Genomic DNA, 16,535 nt, shown 5'->3' with positions numbered 1-16,535 from the left:
TCGTCGACGTGCTCCGGGCGACCCCTCCCCGCACAGCACGAGTCGATCGGACGACAGCACATGGCCCGGACCACCCGCTCCAGAACGGCACCGCCCCGCACCCGTCCCGTGAAGGACGTGGTCCGGATCCTGGCCGTCGCCGCCGCCGTGGCGATCGCCGTGACCGGAGTGTCGATCCCGGGCGCCCAGGCCGCAGCGGCCGCCGAGAGCTCCGCCGCCTTCGGTCCCGACGGCACGCACTACCCCTCCGACACCCCCGACATCCGCTCCGGAGCAGCCGGCTACACCGTCGTCGACGCGGCGGCGTCCGGCCCCGCGATCAGGAAGGCGCTCGACGCCCTGACGCGCACGCAGATCGCGGAGGGTGCGGTCATCCGGGTCGCCCCCGGCCACATCTCCGACCTGTCGGCGCTCAGCGGCTACCGGAACGCCGGGGACGAGAAGGTGCTGATCACGGCCCGCGACGGCTTCCAGTCGGTCACGGGCGGCAACTGGGCGCTGCGCTCGGTCACCGGCATCACCCTGATGCGCTTCGACATCGACTCCCTGGACGTGAAGGGCGCGACGCACGCGTCGTTCGCCTGGCTCCGGATCAAGAAGAACTGGCTCGGCCTCGCCGCCTCCGCGGGCGTCCCCGTCCGCGACGTCGAGCTCATCGAGGTCGTCGAGCCCGACTCGATGGTGAAGAGCGCCGACACCGCGCAGATCAAGGCGTTCGCTCCCGACGTGATGGGCGACGTGCTGGTCGAGGGCAGCTACATGGCGCCGTCGTACTACGTCGACGCCGTCTACGGCGGGTCGAACCCGGCGCGCCCGCACACGGACACCCTGCAGATCGAGGGCAGCGGCATCACCGGCCAGATCACCCTCCGCGACTCCGTCGTGTTCACCTCCAACAACAGCGCGGTCATCGTCGGCGGGGTGCGGAACGTGGCGTTCGAGGACTCCTTCATCGTCGGCGGCCCGCTCGCCATGAAGCGCTACCCGTTCCTCCGCGGCGGCGCCGGCTACGCGGGCGCCATCAACGGCGCGGGCAGCGTCAGCGCCGTCCAGGGCACCGGCGGCGGCAACATCGACGCGTCCGACTCGATCCTCGCCGGCTCGCTCCAGCCCAAGTGGGACACCGTCACGAACACCGTCACGAACATCGCGGGCAAGACCGCGACCCGGGGCGCATTCACCCTCGACACGACGCTGAGCTCGATGAGCACCGACGAGCTCGACGCCAAGAGCCCCCGCCCGACCACGGCTCGCCTGATCGACATCTGGGACGACGTCGACACGTCGACTCCCACGCCGACGCCGACCGCCACCCCGACGGCGACGCCGACCGCGACCCCGACTCCCACCGCGACCCCGACCGCGACCGCGACCCCGACGGCGACGCCGACTCCGACCGCGACCCCCGAGCCGACCACCACCCCGGAGCCCACCGCCACGCCGACGCCGACGCCGACTCCGACCAAGACCCCGGACCTCCCCGCGGAGACCCCTGACGGGGAGGACGGCGGCAGCGGCCCCGTCGCCGACACCACCGCGCCGACGGTCGCGATCACCTCGCCGTCGGCCGGCGCCGTGATCAGCGGGACGACGACCGCCACGGTCTCCGCGACGGACGACACCGCGGTCACCGGAGTGGCCTTCTACATCGGCAACCTGAAGGTCGGCGACGGCGTCAAGACCGGCGCGAGCACCTGGTCGCTGACCACCAGCACGGCGGGCATGCGCGGGACCTTCCCGCTCACCGCCCGGGCGACCGACGCGGCGGGCAACGTCGCCGCGAGCGCCCCGGTGACGGTCACCCTGCGCTAGACCCCCGCCCCTGAACGGGCCGGCCCCTCGGACACGAGGCGCCGGCCCTTCGGCGTCCCCGCCCGTGCCGGTCGAGCGGCACCACGGCGGCGTCTCGAGACCCCGCACCGGCGACCGAGCGGGTCTCGCCGCGCCGCGGCATAGTACGGTCCCCTCCGCCACGAGCGCCACAACCCCCATGAGAGGGACGCATCCTCTACGGTTGCGCGTGGGAGCACCGCGCCCCGCCCTTTCCCAGCGCGGCTCCCGCTCCCCCTTCCGCGCCTCATCCGCCCTGCTCTCCCCGCCCCCTCCGCCCGGACCGCACTGCCGCGGACCTCCGAGACCCCTCCCCAGGGCCTCGGGCACTCCAGCGCGTCGACCCCCGGGTCGCTGCGCGCTCCGGGCACCCCTTCCCCCGCTGCCCGACCCGATCGGAAGACACCCCCATGGCCAGAGCCACTCCCCCCAGGTCGTCCCCGCGCTCCCGAGCGAGGACCGTCCTCGCCCGCCTCCTCGCGATCACCGCCGCCGTCGGCATCGCCGTCACCGCGACGGTGATCCAGGACGCACCGGCCGCCTCCGCCGCCGTCGCGTCCACGACCTTCGGTCCGGACGGCACGCACTACCCCTCCGACACCCCCGACATCCGCAGCGCCCTCCCCCGCGGCACCACCGTCGTCGACGTCGCTGCCTCGGGCCCGGCGATCCGCACGGCGCTCGACGCCCTCACCGCACGCCAGATCGCGGGCGGCGCCGTGCTCCGGGTCGCCCCCGGCCGCCTCGTCGACGTCTCGGCCCTCGACGGCTACACGAACGACGGGGCCGTCAAGGTCCTGATCACCGCGCGCGACGGCTTCCGGTCGGTGACCGGCGGCGACTGGGCGCTGCGCGGCGTCACGGGCATCACGCTGATGCGCTTCGACATCCACTCGCTCGACGTGAAGGGCGCGACGCACGCGTCGTTCGCCTGGCTGCGCGTCGCGGCCAACTGGGTCGGCCTCGCCGGCTCGGCGGGTCTCCCCGTGCGGGACGTCGAGCTGATCGAGGTCGTCGAGCCCGACTCGACGGTCAAGAACGCCGACTCGGCCCAGATCAAGGCCTACGCGCCCGACCTGCTGACCGACGTCCTCGTCGAGGGCGGCTACATCGCGCCCTCCTACTACGTCGACGCGAAGTACGGCGGCTCCCGCGAGCCGCGCCCGCACACCGACACCCTGCAGATCGAGGGCTCCGGAGTGACCGGCCAGGTCACCCTCCGCGACACGGTGGTGTTCGCCTCGAACAACAGCGCCGTCATCATCGGCGGCGTCCGGAACGTCGCCTTCGACGAGGCCTTCATCGTCGGCGGCAGCACCGCGGCGCAGCGCTACCCGTTCCTGAAGGGCGGCGCCGGTTCCGCCGGAGCGCAGAACGGCCCCGGCAGCCTGAGCGCCGTCCAGGGCTCCGGCGGCGGCAACGTCGACGCGTCCGACTCGACCTTCGTCGGCTCGCTGCAGCCCACCTGGGACGCCGTGTCGAACACCCGCACGAACCTGCCCGGCAAGACCGCGCGCTCGGGCGGCTTCACGGTCGACCCGTCGCTCGGCTCGATGACCGCCGCCGACCTCGACGCGCGGAGCCCGCGGCCGACCACCGCGTACCTCGCCGGCATCTGGGACGACGTCTCCCTCGGCGGCAGCCCCGCGCCCGCGCCGACATCGACGCCGACCGCGACGGCCGCCCCTGCGCCGACCCCGTCCGCGCCGACCAGCCCGGCTCCGGCACCGACGACGGAGCCGACCGAGCCGGAGGAACCCGCCGAGCCGGAGACCCCCGCGGAGGACACCACCGCCCCGGAGGTCGTGATCACCGCCCCGGAGGCCGGCGACGTGCTCGGCGGACCGGCGACCGCGACCGTCACGGCGACCGACGACGTCGCGGTGACCGGAGTCGTGTTCGCCGTCGAGGGCATCGAGATCGGCGACGGCGTGCAGACCGGCGAGAACACCTGGTCGCTCAGCTCGGACACCGCCGGCGTGCAAGGCACCTTCGCGCTCACCGCCCGGGCGACCGATGCGGCGGGCAACGTGACGGAGAGCGCCCCGGTGCCCGTGACGCTGCAGTAGCCCGTGAGGCTCCTGTAGCGGAGCAGCGAGGGAGGGCCGCCGTGCTGGGTGCACCGCGGCCCTTCGTGCTGTGCCCGAGCAGCCCGACGTCCCGCGCCGTCCGCGCCTCCAGCACGGCGCGCCTGGGAAAGGGGTGTGATACTTCCTCGGTTCACTCGCTTGCTCCGCCGAGCCCCCTACAGGAGTCGCAGATGCACACTCGCCCTTCGCAGTCCCCGGCGCCTCGCCGATCGAGCGGCCGTCCGCTCGACGTCGCAGCGTCCCTCGTCCTCACCGTCGGCCTGCTCGGCTGCGCCGCGCCCGTCGCCCAGGCAGCTGAAGCACCGGCGGCGTCCGCCGGAAGCGCCTCGACCGGAGTCGCGCTGCCGCAGGGCGCGCCGTCGCCGCAGCCGACCTCCGAGCCCTCGCCGTCGCCGATGCCCACGCCGACGTCGACGACGACGTCGACGCCTGCGCCGACACCCGCGCCGAGCACCGGTGCGCCGACGTCCGGACCCACCGCTGCCGTCCCGGCCTTGACGGTGACCATCACCGGGACGTTCCTCACGGACCCGGGCGAGCTCGTGAAGGAGGGCACTCGCGTCGAGTTCTCCTACGACGTGGAGAACACGGGCGGCGTCGATCTGAAGGAGGTCCTCGGACGGAAGACGCTCGCGGTCGGCGAGTCGTTCCGGCTCACGACGACCGAGGCCGTGGTCAGTGCGCAGAACCTCCAGGACGGGTTCGTGCCGGCCGAGTCGAAGCCGGTCCGGGGCACCCTCCCGGACGGCTCCCGCGTGACGGTCTCGGCGCCGTTCGAGTACAGGCTCCCGATCCCCGAGAAGCCTCCGGTGGCGGCCGAGGCGCCGGATCTGGACGTGCAGGTGTCGGGCACGTTCGAGACGGAGGAGGGCGAGCCCGTCGTCGCCGGGACGAAGGTGCGCTGGGTCGCCGAGGTCACGAACACCGGCGACGTCGCCCTCCGCGACGTCCAGGTCGCGGACAGCGAGAAGCTCGCCGAGCTGCCCGTCGGGGAGACCGGTGTCGTCTCCTTCGAGAGCACCGTGACCGAGCGCGACGTCTTCAACCACTCGATCTTCGTCGCGTCACTCGCCACCGCCACCACGCCCTCAGGAGTCGCCTACACGGAGAACATCCTCGGCACCCTGACGATCCCCGCGGTGACTCCCGTCCCGATCGGACCCGCTTCGGAGCCGACCCCCACTCCGACGCCGGGAGCGGCGACCCGGCCGGCCACCGAGGTCTCGGTCCCCACGGCACCGGCCGGTGCAGCGGCCTCGGCGTCGAATCGGACGCCGGCGGGTCACCTCGCCTCCACCGGCTCCGACGCGGCCGCAGTGCTGCCCGTCGCCGGGTTCCTCGGACTCCTCGGTGCGGTCGGCGTCCTCCTCGGTCGCCGTCGCCGGCGCGCCGGCAGCGCCACCGAGTGAGCCGTCGTGCCGAGCCGGGGAGTGATGGCGGTCACTCACCGGCTCGGCACGGCCCGCGCACCCCGCCCAGCTCGGGCAGGAACCGCCGGAGTCGTTCCCCGATGACAACGTTTCCAGACAGACAGCACGATCCGTGCCACTTTCTGTCGATCGACCGGTCCGTCCGCATACGTTTCCGACCGTTGCTCAGCGCACGTCCCGGTCCGACCGGGTGCCGCCGCCCCACCCGTCCTCACGGAGACAGGGTGCGTGCGGCTCGGCCGTCGCTGTCCCGCCCGGAACGCACCGATGCGTGTCTCCGGGGCTCCTCCCCCTGTGCGAGGACCCCGGTCCGTCGCGCGCCTCGGGTCCTCGACCTCAGCGCCGGGCGATCCGTCACCCCGCCCTCCCAACGAAAGACACCGCCATGTCACGAATCCTGCCCGCCGCTCCGTCCGCCCGCCTGGCGCCCGCCGTTCTCCGCACCCTCGCGGTCACCGCCGCCGTGGGGATCGCCGTCACCGGCGCCTCGTTCCGGATCGCCCCGGCCGCCTCCGCCGCTCCGGCCGCCTCCGCGGCGAGCGCCTCGACCTTCGGTCCGGACGGCACGCACTACCCCTCCGACACCCCGGACATCCGCTCCGCGCTCTCCGGCAGCACCACCGTCGTCGACGTCGCCGCGTCGGGCCCCGCGATCCGCGCGGCGCTCAACGCCCTGACGCCCGCCCGGATCGCCGCCGGCGCCGTCGTCCGCGTCGCTCCGGGACGCATCGACGACCTGTCCGCTCTCGACGGCTACACGAACGACGGTCCGCTCAAGGTCCTGATCACCGCGCGCGACGGCTTCCAGTCCGTCACCGGCGGCAGCTGGATGCTGAAGGGCGTCACCGGCATCACGCTGATGCGCTTCGACATCGACTCGATCGACGTCAAGGGCGCGACGCACTCGTCGTTCGCCTGGCTCCGGATCGCGAACAACTGGGTCGGCCTCGCCGCCTCCTCGGGGATCCCCGTGCGCGACGTCGAGCTCCTCGAGATCGTCGAGCCGGAGTCGAAGCTCAAGAGCGGCGACTCCGCGCAGATCAAGGCGTACGCGCCGAACACGGTGAGCGACGTGCTCGTCGAGGGCGACTACATCGCTCCCTCGTACTACGTCGACAAGCCGTACGGCGGTGGCGCGAACCCCGCTCGCCCGCACACGGACAGCCTCCAGATCGAGGGCGCCGGCATCACCGGCCAGGTCACCGTCCGGGACACCGCCGTCTTCAGCTCCAACAACAGCGCCGTCATCGTCGGCGGCGTGAAGAACGTCCTCTTCGACCACGCGCTGATCCTGGGCGGCGACGTCGCCGCTCAGCGCTACCCGTTCCTCCCGGGCGGCGCCGGCTCCCCCGGCGCGATCAACGGCAAGGGCAGGGTCAGCGCGATCCAGGGCAAGGGCGGCGGCAACGTCGACGCCACGGACTCGATCTTCACGGGCTCGCTGCAGCCGGTCTGGAACGCGGTGTCCGGATCGCGCACGACGCTCGCCGGGAAGGTCGCCCGGAGCGGCGGCTTCTCCGTCGACACCACCCTCAGCGCACTGACCGCCGCCGGCCTCGACGCGCTGGCCCCGCGGCCGACGACCGCCTACCTCACCGGCGTCTGGGACCGCGTCGCCGTCTCCGGCGGCGCGACTCCCGCGTCGGCGAAGGTCGCCGCCCGGGCGACCGCCCCGGCGCCCACCGCCACCACCACCGCGACGGCGTCCCCTTCTCCGAGGGCGGCCACTCCGGCTCCGGCGACCACCGCGGCTCCGAACCCCGCTGCCGGCGAGCCCACCGTGACGCCCGTCACCACTCCGGCTTCCGCGTCCGCGAAGCCCGCCCAGAAGAAGGCGCCCGTCGTCGACAGCACCGCCCCCGCCGTCACGATCACCTCGCCGCGCTCCGGCTCCGTGCTCGGCGGCTCGACGACCGCCACCGTCACCGCGACGGACGACATCGCCGTGACCCGCGTCACCTTCCTCCTCGGCAGCACCGAGGTCGGCGACGCCGCTCAGAACGCGGACGGCACCTGGTCGCTGACCACCAGCACCGCGGGCGAGCACGGCACGTTCGCGTTGACCGCCCGGGCGATCGATGCCGCGGGCAACAGCACCGTCAGCGCGCCGGTGACGGTCACCCTGCAGTAGCGCCAGCCGTTGCGGACCGGCCACTGACCGGTGGGAGCGAGGAGCGTCAGCGGACGGGACGGACGCCAGCCCATCAGCCGAGGGGCGTTCTGAACACGATCGACGACCCGTCGACGCTGGTGGGTCTCGCCGAGCGACGTCACGGCATCCGTCGCGGCGTACAGGACGCCGACGGTCGGGTGGTCCCCCGGAGGAGGCGGGTGCGGGTCGAAGCGCACGACCGGTTGAGACGTTCACCGCGCGGCGGTGGCGTGCGGCGCCCCTCCCGTCACCGCCGCGGCGAGAGCAGCGTCCGCAGCGGCGGCGCGATCGACTCGCAGCGCAGCAGCGCGGTCGCCAGCAGGAGCAGCAGCAGCACCGATCCGCGGACGAGGCCCTGCCAGTAGAACGAGACGCCCAGCAGCACGAGGCCGTTGTTGATCAGGCCGAAGATCAGCACGCCGATCACCGTGCCGAGCACGTTCGGCCGCCCGTGCGCCGAGAGCGTCGCTCCGATGAAGACCGCGCCGATCGCGTCGAGCACGTAGAGCTGCCCGCTCGCCGGCGAGTAGCCGTAGCTGCGCGAGGCGAGCGCGATGCCGGCCAGGGCGCCGATCAGCGCCGCCACGACGAACGCGGAGGCGAGGGAGATCCCGACGCGGCGGCCGGCGATGCGGGTGGCTCCGGGCTGCTCCCCCGCCGCGGTGAGCACACGGCCCCAGCGGGTGCGGTCGAGCAGCAGCCAGACCGCGACGGCGACGGCGATCGCCAGCAGCACCGGCGTGCCGATGCCGAGCACGGTCGCGTTGCCCCAGGCGGCGAAGGCGTCGGGCGTCTCCTGGCGGCGGAGGTAGATCGGCGCGCCGCCGCCGGTGAGCAGCTGCTGCGCGCTGGTGCCGATGAACCAGACCGAGAGCGTCGCGAGGAAGGCGCGGATGCGCAGCACGATCACCAGCACGGCGTTCACGACGCCGGCGAGCATCCCGAAGCCGAGGCCGATCAGCACGGCGAACCAGGTCACGTAGCCGTCGGCGATCAGCGCGGTCGCCGCCAGCGCCGCGAGGTCGATCGCGATGCCGATGGAGAGGTCGATCCCGCCGGCGCGGACGACGAGCGTCATCGCGCACGCCGCCATCAGCAGCAGCGCGCTGGCGCTCGCCACGTTGAGCAGGTTGGTCGGCGCGAAGTAGCCGGGCACGCTCGTGCCGAAGACGGCGAGGATGAGCACGACCGCGGCGGGCGCGAGGAGCCTGACGGCCAGGGCGCGGCGCGACTCGGACACGGGCAGGGCGACGGCGGTCACGAGCGGACCCCTCTCTCTCGCAGGGCCGCGAGGCCGAGGACGAGCAGGATGAGCAGCCCCTTGATCGCACCGACCCACTGGCTGTCGACGCCGATCAGGGTGAAGCCGTTGCCGAGCGCCGCCACGAAGACGGCGGCGAGCAGCGTGCCGCCGATGGTGACGACGAAGCGGCGCGAGAACACGACCGACAGGTACGCGGTGACGATGATGTCGAGCAGGATCTGGTTGCCGATCCCGGGCACGGCGGCGGCGAGGCGGGCGGCGAGCAGCAGGCCCGCGATCCCGGCGAGGAGCCCGGAGAGCAGGTAGCTGGTGAGGACGTGGCGCCAGACGGAGACGCCCGCGACGCTCGCCGCGGTCGGGTTCTGCCCGACGGCGTAGCTGCGGGTGCCCCACGGGGTCCGCCCGACGGCGAGCGCGGTCAGCACCGTCACGACGGCGAGCACCGCGACCGGCGCCGGGACGCCGAGCACGCTGCCGCCGCGCAGCCAGTCGAACAGCGGATCCGCGACCGGCACCTTGACGTTGTCCGTGGCGAGGAAGACGACGGAGCCGACGATGCCGGAGACGGCGAGCGTGGCCAGCAGCGGGCGCAGGCCGAGCACGACGGCGGTGCCGCTGATCGCGCCGAAGCCGACCGAGACGAGCAGGGCCAGCAGCACGGCGGGCACGGCGCCGAGACCGGCGGTCAGCGCGACGGCCGCGACGACGCCGGAGAGCCCGACGATCGGACCGGAGGCGAGGTCGATGCCGCCGCGGACGACGTCGTCGCCGCCGGTGATCACGACGATCGCGAGGCCGAAGCCGGCGATCGCGGGGACCACGGCCTGGATCAGGATCGTCGCGAGGTTGCCGCCGGTGGCGAAGACCGGCGAGGCGGCGCTGAACACCGCGATCTCGAGGACGACGACGAGGTAGCCGATCAGGGCGAGGGCGCCGATGCCGCGGCGGCGGGCGCGCGGCAGCGCGGGCGCCTCCGTCGTCGCGTCGTCGGTCGGTGCGGTGGTGAGGGTCATCGGGCACTCTCCCGAGCGTCGAAGGCGGGTGCGTCGAGGGCGCCGGAGGCGAGCGCGAGCACGCGGTCGGTGCTCAGCTCGGTGCGGGGCAGCTCGGCGCGCACGGCGCCGCGGTGCAGCACGAGGACGCGGTCGGCGAGGCCGACGAGCTCCTCGAGGTCGAGCGAGACGAGGAGGATGCCGGCGCCCTCGTCGACGAGCCGGTTCACCAGCGCGTAGACGGCGGCGCGGCTGCCGACGTCGACGCCCGCGGTGGGCTGGTCGAGGACGAGCACGCGCGATCCGGCGGCGAGCCACTTGCCGAGGGCGACCTTCTGCTGGTTGCCGCCGGAGAGCGTGCCGACCACGGCCTCCGGATCGGCGGGCCGCACGTCGAGCGCGGCGATCTGCTCGAGCGCCAGGGCCCGGTCGCGCCGGCGGCTGGGCAGCAGGCCGCCGAGGCTGATCCGCCCGAGCGACGCGATCGAGAGGTTCTCCCGGACGGTGTGCGCCAGGAGGACGCCGTCGCGACGGCGGTCGCTCGGCACGTAGCCGCCGCCCGCGGCGACGAAGGCCCGGGCGGAGGCGGTGGCGGTGCCGGCCACGCGCACCCGTCCGCTGCGGCGGGCGAGGCCGACCACGGCGTCCGCGAGCACGTCGACCCCGGAGCCGACGAGGCCCGTGACGCCGACGATCTCGCCGGGCCGGACGACCAGGTCGAGGGCGTCGAGCGCGCCGGGCACGGTCAGCGCCTCGAGCTCGAGCAGCGGCGCGACGTCGGCGGCGACCACCCGGTCGGAGCGGAGGGCGAACTCCTCCACGTCGCGGCCGAGCATCAGCTCGACGATCCGCGCGCCCTGCTCGGCGTCGCCCTCGATCAGATCGAGCGCGCCGACGTCGGCGCCGTTCCGCAGCACGACCACGCGGCTCGCGACGCGCTGCACCTCCTGGAGGTAGTGCGAGATGTAGATCACCGCGACGCCGCGGGCCTGCAGCCGGCGGATCGAGGCGAACAGCGCCGCCACCTCCGCGGCGGCCAGGGGCGCGGTCGGCTCGTCGAGCACCAGGAGGCGCGGCTCGACCAGCAGCGCGCGGGCGATCTGCAGCTGCTGCTGCTCGGCGACGGTGAGGTCGTCGACCAGGGTGTCGCCGCGGACGACGAGTCCGACGAGCTCCGCGAGCACGGCCTCGGCCGAGGTGCCCCGGCGGCGCAGGTTCTCGTGGCCGAGGTAGAGCTGCTCCGCCACGGTCAGGCGGCCGGCGAGGTGGCGGTCCTGGTGCACCACGCGGATTCCGGCCCGCTCGGCGTCGCGCGGGGCGGCGATCGCCACCGGCGCGCCGTCGATGGCGATCGAGCCGCCGTCGGCCGAGTACAGGCCGGTGAGGATCTTGATCAGCGTGGACTTGCCGGCGCCGTTCTCGCCCACCAGAGCGACGACCTCGCCGCGGCCGACGGTGAGCCCGACGTCGCGCAGCACCGGCACTCCGGCGAAGGACTTCGAGATCCCCGCCATCACGAGGGCCGGGGGCTGCACGGTCGCGGGATCAGCCACCGAGACCGAGCTCCGCGGTCTTCTCGGCGATGTTCGCCTTGTCGATGAGCACGGGGGCGAAGTAGGTGGTCGGCGTGACCGAGTCCGCCTCGCCGCCGAGGAAGCGTGCCACGTTGTCGGCCGAGCCGGCGCCGATGGCGAGGTTCTGCTGCGCGACGGTCGCGGTGTAGGAGGAGTCGGGGTCGGCGATCAGGTCGAGCGCGCCCTGGTCGGCGTCCACGCCGTAGATCTTGATCTCGTCGCGGCCCGACGCGTCGACGGCCTGGGCGGCGCCGATCTGCGGGGTGTCCCAGCAGGACCAGATGGCCGAGATCTCGCCCTTCGGGTAGCGCGAGAGGGCATCGCCGATCTGCTGCTTCGCGTCCTCGATCGTGCCCTCGTACTTGTCCTGCAGCTCGGGCTGGAGGATCGAGATGCCCGGGTAGTCCTCGAGCACCAGCTTGAGTTCGTTGTAGCGGATGCGGCAGGGCGCGACGCCCGGGAAGCCGTTGAAGACCAGGATCTGCCCGGAGCCGCCGATGTCCTCGGCGATGGTGCGGGCGAGGGTCGAGCCGATCTGCCAGTTGTCGCTGGTGACGTTGTTCTCGGAGTACTCGGAGACGTTGTCGATGGTGAAGAGCGGGATGCCCGCGTCGTGCACCTCCTTCAGCGCCGGGGCGAGGGTCGTCGCGTCGCCGAGGATGACGATGATCGCGTCGGGCTTCTGCGAGACGAGGTTCTCGATGTCCGAGACATGCTTGTCGTCCTTGGCCTCGGCCTGGGTGGCGACGACGGTGCCGCCGAGCGCCTCCACGCGGTCCTGCACCGACTGGTACACGATGCGGGAGAAGTCGTGGACGATGTCCTTCGCCGCGACGCCGACCGTCTTGCCCTCGAGGCTCGGGACGTCGGCGGTCGAGGCCGCGGCGGTGGTCGCCTCGGCGGCGGCGGCGTTCGCGCCGTTCGCGCCGGAGGACTCCTCCTTGAGGGAGCAGCCGGTGAGGACCAGCGTCGCGGCGGCGAGGAGCGCCACCGCGGAGGTGAGGGAGCGGAATCGCATGGGAGGGCCTGCTTCGGGAGGAGAGGGATGCTGTGGGGCGCCGGATCCGCGGAGGAGCGGGTGGTGCTGCTGGACATCGTGGCGGTGGCGCGGCGGCTCGTCACGCCGGCCGGTCATCCACCGCAACGCGGCGTCACACGGCGCAACACGGCGGCCGTTCGTTACGCCGGGTTGCGCGCGCGCCGACACGGTGCCGGCGGTCCCTCCTAGGGTCCGAAGCGCACCAGCCCCGAACCGAACGGAATCACATGGCGTCCCGCATCGTCCTCAACGCCTTCGACATGACCTGTGTCGGCCACCAGGCGCCCGGCCTCTGGCGGCACCCCGACTCGCAGGCCGACCGCTACAACGACCTCGAGTACTGGATCGACCTCGCCAGGACGCTCGAGCGAGGCACCTTCGACGCGCTCTTCCTCGCCGACGTGCTCGGCGTCTACGACGTCTACCGCGGCTCCGTCGGTCCGGCGCTGATCGACTCCGCGCAGGTCCCCGTGAACGACCCGCTGCTGCAGATCCCCGCGATGGCCGCGGCCACGAAGCACCTCGGCTTCGGCGTCACGATCTCGCCCACCTACGAGCAGCCGTACGCGCTCGCGCGCCGGCTCTCCACGCTCGACCACCTCACCAAGGGCCGCATCGGCTGGAACGTCGTCACCTCCTACCTCGACAGTGCCGCGCAGAACCTCGGGCTCGAGCGGCAGATCCCGCACGACGAGCGCTACGACATCGCCGAGGAGTTCCTCGACGTCAGCTACAAGCTCTGGGAGGGCTCCTGGGAGGAGGGTGCGGTGCTGCGCGACCGCGAGCGCGGCGTCTTCACCGACCCGCGCAAGGTGCACCCGATCGGCCACTCCGGCACCCACTACCGCGTGCCGGGCATCCACCTCTCCGAGCCGTCGCCGCAGCGCACGCCGGTGATCTTCCAGGCCGGAGCCTCGCCGCGCGGCATCGACTTCTCGGCGAAGCACGGCGAGGCCGTCTTCATCAACGCGATCCGCCCCGAGCTCACCCGGCGGACCACCGACGCCATCCGCGACGCCGCGGAGAAGCACGGCCGCGCGCGCACCGATCCGAAGATCCTGATCCTCGCGACCGTCATCGTCGCCGAGACGGACGCCGAGGCGCAGGCCAAGTACGCCGACTTCAAGACGTACTCGTCCCGCGAGGGGGCGCTCGCGTTCTACGGCGGCTGGGCGGGGCTCGATCTCTCGCAGTTCCCGGCGGACGTGCCGCTCGACTACGTCGACACCGACGCGGTGCGCAGCGCGCTCTCGATCTTCACGAAGGCCGACCCCGACCGCGCCTGGACCCCCGACGACGTCGCGGAGTACCTCGGCATCGGCGGCATCGGCCCGGTGATCGTCGGCTCGCCGAGCACCGTCGCGGACGAGCTCGAGCGCTGGGTGGACGACGCCGGGATCGACGGCTTCAACCTCGCCTACGTGGTGACCCCCGGCACCTTCGAGGACTTCGTCGACCTCGCGGTTCCCGAGCTGCGGAGGCGCGGCCGGGTCTGGGAGGAGTACGAGGGCTCGACCCTCCGCGAGTACCTCCAGGGCCCAGGCAGCGCCCGCGTGAAGGACTCGCACCCCGCCGCCGCCTACCGCGGCGCCTGGACCGGCTCGCCCAGCGCCGCCGACGGGCTGCCCGACAGCGTCCTCTCCGTCCTGCCCGCCCTCGACCCGGAGCCCGTCCGATGACCCAGACAGCCCCCGCCCCGACCAGCCCCGAGACCCGCCAGGAGCGTGCGCGCTCGCACTGGGACCGCGTCGCCACCCCCGCCGAGCACGAGCACTGGGACGCCGTCGCCTCCGGCGTCGCCGAGACCCTCGCGGTGGACGTCCTCGAGCGCGACCGCGGCAACCTCGACCCGACCACGGAGCTCGAGCCGCTGCGGTCCTCGGGCCTCGTGAACCTGCTCGACCCGGCCGAGTTCGGCGGCGGCGGAGCGGTCTGGAGCACGGCGTTCCGGGTGATCCGGATCCTCGCCGCCGCCGACGCCTCGCTCGCGCAGATCCTGCTCTACCACTACGTCAACTCCGCCAACATCGCGTTCTCGGCCCCGGAGTCGGAGCGCGAGCGGTTCTACCGCGCGACGATCGAGGGCCGGTGGCTCTGGGGCGACTCGGTCAATCCGGTCGACCCCGACCTCGAGCTGACGCCGCGCGACGACGGCTTCGAGCTGAACGGGCTCAAGCGCTTCTCGACCGGTGTCTCCTCGGGCGACGCGGTCCTGGTCAACGCGGTGATCGCGTCCGGCGACCACTTCGGCGAGACGCTGACCTTCGTGCTTCCGCGCGACCGCGAGGGCATCGAGCCGCTCGGCGACTGGGACTACCTCGGCCAACGGCAGAGCGCCTCCGGCTCGGTCCGCTTCACCGGCGTGCGGGTGGACGCGTCCGAGATCCTCGGCGCGCTCGTCGACGAGCCGTTCGCGACCCTGATCACGCCGTCGATCCAGCTCGGCTTCGGCAACCTCTACCTCGGCATCGCGCAGGGCGCGCTGGCGAAGGGGCGGGGGCTGACCCTCGGCCGGAAGAACTCCTGGTTCCTCTCCGGCGTGGAGACCTACGCGCAGGATCCGTTCGTGCGCCGGCTCTACGGCGAGCTGGTCGCGCACACGGCGGCCGCGGAGGCGCTGGCCGACCGCGTCGGCGCGCTGCACGACGCCGAGGTCGCCCGCGGCGCGGCGGTGACGGCCGAGTCGCGCGCCGCGCAGGCGATCGAGATCGCGAAGGTGAAGATCGTCACGGACGCGCTCGCGCTCGACGTGACGACCCGCATCTACGAGGCGACCGGCTCCTCGTCCGCGAAGAGCTCGATCGGGCTCGACCTCTACTGGCGCAACGTCCGCACCCACTCGCTGCACGACCCCGTCGACTACAAGAAGCTCGAGGTCGGCGCGAACTACCTGACCGGCGACGTCCAGCCGCTCTCCCTGTACACGTGAGCGGCACCGGGCACATGAGCGGCACCGGGCACGTGAGCAGCACCGGACAGTCGGGTCTCGCGGAGGCGCGCGCCGCGTTCCGCCCGGTCTTCGAGGAGATCGCGGCGGGCGCCGTCCAGCGCGAGCTCGACCGCGAGCTGCCCTTCGAGCCGATCCAACGGCTGCGCGCGGCCCGCTTCGGCGGTCTGCGGGTGCCGCTCGAGCACGGCGGCCGCGGGCTCTCGCTGCGGGAGACCGCGTCCCTGCTGATCGAGCTGGCGACGGCGGACTCGAACGTCGCGCAGGCGCTGCGCGGCCACTTCGCCTTCGTCGAGGACCAGCTGTCCTTCCCGCCGTCGCCGGCGCGCGACGGCTGGCTGCGCCGGCTCGCCGCGGGCGAGCTGGTCGGGAACGCCTGGAGCGAGATCGGCACGGCCGCGGTCGGCGTCACGCAGACCACGCTCACCCGACGGGGCGAGGACCTGGTCGTGAACGGGACGAAGTACTACTCCACCGGCACGATCTTCGCCGACTGGACCGACGTCGTCGTGCGCCGCGAGGACGGGACGGACACCGCCGTGGTGGTCCGCGTCGACCAGCGCGGCGTCGTGGCGACCGACGACTGGTCGGGCTTCGGCCAGCGGCTCTCGGGCAGTGGGACCACCGTCTTCAGCGACGCGCTCGTCGAGCCCGAGCACGTCTTCGCCTCCGTCCTGCGGGCACCGCACCAGACGCCGTTCTTCCAGCTCGAGCTGCTCGCGGTGCTGGCGGGGATCGCCGCCGCGGTCGAGCGGGACGCGATCGCCGCCGTCCGCACCCGCTCGCGGGTCTACAGCCACGGCCTGGCCGATCACGGGCGGGACGACGCGCAGATCCAGGAGGTGGTCGGAGCGATCTCGGCGATCGCCTTCGGCGCCCGGGCCGCGGTGCTCGTCGCGGCGGAGGCGGTGGGCGAGGCTGCGGAGGATCCGGCGCTGGTGCCGGCCGCCGGCGCCGAGGTCTACCGGGCCCAGGTGCTGCTCACCGAGTCGGTGCCGCGCGCCGCGACCCTGCTCTTCGACGCGCTGGGCTCCTCCGGGGTCGCCGCCACTGCCGCCCTCGACCGGCACTGGCGCAACGCCCGCACCGTCGGCGCGCACAATCCGGTGATCTACAAGCAGCGGATCGTCGGCGAGTGGGCGCTGAACGGCACGCCGCCGCCCCTCGCCTGGTCGATCGGCGTCGGGCGGCCGCCGGGCTGAGCCGGCGCCGGGGAG

11 protein-coding genes are annotated in these 16,535 nt (G+C 73.5%); 7 read left to right on the top strand and 4 right to left on the bottom strand.

The annotated features are described in order from the left end of the window. Window positions 1-60 precede the first annotated feature (60 nt). From HRK28_RS16720 to HRK28_RS16705, 4 genes are all read left to right on the top strand, one after another. Window positions 61-1,812: an Ig-like domain-containing protein gene (locus tag HRK28_RS16720; protein ID WP_173252455.1), complete on the top strand. Its 1,752-nt coding sequence runs from the start codon at window positions 61-63 to the stop codon at window positions 1,810-1,812. A 428-nt stretch (window positions 1,813-2,240) separates the two neighbouring features. Further along, entirely contained in the window at window positions 2,241-3,899 is a 1,659-nt protein-coding gene (locus tag HRK28_RS16715) for an Ig-like domain-containing protein (protein WP_173252454.1), read from the top strand. Window positions 3,900-4,090: 191 nt separating this feature from the next. Next, window positions 4,091-5,329, top strand: a complete 1,239-nt coding sequence (locus tag HRK28_RS16710; protein ID WP_173252453.1) for an LPXTG cell wall anchor domain-containing protein — start codon at window positions 4,091-4,093, stop codon at window positions 5,327-5,329. A gap of 406 nt (window positions 5,330-5,735) precedes the next feature. Continuing rightward, entirely contained in the window at window positions 5,736-7,481 is a 1,746-nt protein-coding gene (locus HRK28_RS16705) for an Ig-like domain-containing protein (protein WP_173252452.1), read from the top strand. A 268-nt stretch (window positions 7,482-7,749) separates the two neighbouring features. Here HRK28_RS16705 and HRK28_RS16700 read toward each other — a convergent pair whose 3' ends face one another. Genes HRK28_RS16700 through HRK28_RS16685 form a run of 4 tightly spaced genes read right to left on the bottom strand, consistent with a single transcriptional unit; the run spans window position 7,750 to window position 12,350 of the window. Beyond that, window positions 7,750-8,763: an ABC transporter permease gene (locus HRK28_RS16700; RefSeq protein WP_173252451.1), complete on the bottom strand. Its 1,014-nt coding sequence runs from the start codon at window positions 8,761-8,763 to the stop codon at window positions 7,750-7,752. Beyond that, window positions 8,760-9,779: an ABC transporter permease gene (locus tag HRK28_RS16695; protein WP_160089397.1), complete on the bottom strand. Its 1,020-nt coding sequence runs from the start codon at window positions 9,777-9,779 to the stop codon at window positions 8,760-8,762. The genes HRK28_RS16700 and HRK28_RS16695 overlap by 4 nt, the downstream gene beginning before the upstream one ends. Beyond that, window positions 9,776-11,311: a sugar ABC transporter ATP-binding protein gene (locus HRK28_RS16690; RefSeq protein ID WP_160089395.1), complete on the bottom strand. Its 1,536-nt coding sequence runs from the start codon at window positions 11,309-11,311 to the stop codon at window positions 9,776-9,778. Before HRK28_RS16690 ends, HRK28_RS16695 begins: the two co-directional genes overlap by 4 nt. Further along, entirely contained in the window at window positions 11,304-12,350 is a 1,047-nt protein-coding gene (locus HRK28_RS16685) for a sugar ABC transporter substrate-binding protein (protein ID WP_173252450.1), read from the bottom strand. The genes HRK28_RS16690 and HRK28_RS16685 overlap by 8 nt, the downstream gene beginning before the upstream one ends. A 248-nt stretch (window positions 12,351-12,598) precedes the next feature. On the opposite strand from HRK28_RS16685, the gene HRK28_RS16675 reads away from it, so the two are divergent. From HRK28_RS16675 to HRK28_RS16665, 3 genes are read left to right on the top strand one after another with little or no spacing between them, the layout of a single operon-like run. After that, window positions 12,599-14,050: an LLM class flavin-dependent oxidoreductase gene (locus HRK28_RS16675; protein ID WP_173252448.1), complete on the top strand. Its 1,452-nt coding sequence runs from the start codon at window positions 12,599-12,601 to the stop codon at window positions 14,048-14,050. Continuing rightward, complete coding sequence (locus HRK28_RS16670; RefSeq protein ID WP_173252447.1) at window positions 14,047-15,300, top strand: acyl-CoA dehydrogenase; 1,254 nt, start codon at window positions 14,047-14,049, stop codon at window positions 15,298-15,300. The genes HRK28_RS16675 and HRK28_RS16670 overlap by 4 nt, the downstream gene beginning before the upstream one ends. Continuing rightward, entirely contained in the window at window positions 15,297-16,520 is a 1,224-nt protein-coding gene (locus HRK28_RS16665) for an acyl-CoA dehydrogenase family protein (protein ID WP_367948460.1), read from the top strand. The genes HRK28_RS16670 and HRK28_RS16665 overlap by 4 nt, the downstream gene beginning before the upstream one ends. Window positions 16,521-16,535 lie beyond the last annotated feature (15 nt).

The organism is Rathayibacter sp. VKM Ac-2835, from assembly GCF_013266705.1.
In the GTDB taxonomy this organism is placed as follows: Bacteria; Actinomycetota; Actinomycetes; order Actinomycetales; family Microbacteriaceae; genus Rathayibacter.
The sequence above is the reverse complement of the archived record's forward strand: the minus strand, read 5'-3'. Positions and strand labels throughout refer to the sequence as shown.

Bases quoted from the DNA above. Each gene is read 5' to 3' on its own strand.
- HRK28_RS16670 (WP_173252447.1), top strand. From the start codon at position 14,047: ATGACCCAGACAGCCCCCGCCCCGACCAGCCCCGAGACCCGCCAGGAG.
- HRK28_RS16675 (WP_173252448.1), top strand. From the start codon at position 12,599: ATGGCGTCCCGCATCGTCCTCAACGCCTTCGACATGACCTGTGTCGGC.
- HRK28_RS16720 (WP_173252455.1), top strand. From the start codon at position 61: ATGGCCCGGACCACCCGCTCCAGAACGGCACCGCCCCGCACCCGTCCC.
- HRK28_RS16695 (WP_160089397.1), bottom strand. From the start codon at position 9,779: ATGACCCTCACCACCGCACCGACCGACGACGCGACGACGGAGGCGCCC.
- HRK28_RS16705 (WP_173252452.1), top strand. From the start codon at position 5,736: ATGTCACGAATCCTGCCCGCCGCTCCGTCCGCCCGCCTGGCGCCCGCC.
- HRK28_RS16715 (WP_173252454.1), top strand. From the start codon at position 2,241: ATGGCCAGAGCCACTCCCCCCAGGTCGTCCCCGCGCTCCCGAGCGAGG.
- HRK28_RS16710 (WP_173252453.1), top strand. From the start codon at position 4,091: ATGCACACTCGCCCTTCGCAGTCCCCGGCGCCTCGCCGATCGAGCGGC.
- HRK28_RS16685 (WP_173252450.1), bottom strand. From the start codon at position 12,350: ATGCGATTCCGCTCCCTCACCTCCGCGGTGGCGCTCCTCGCCGCCGCG.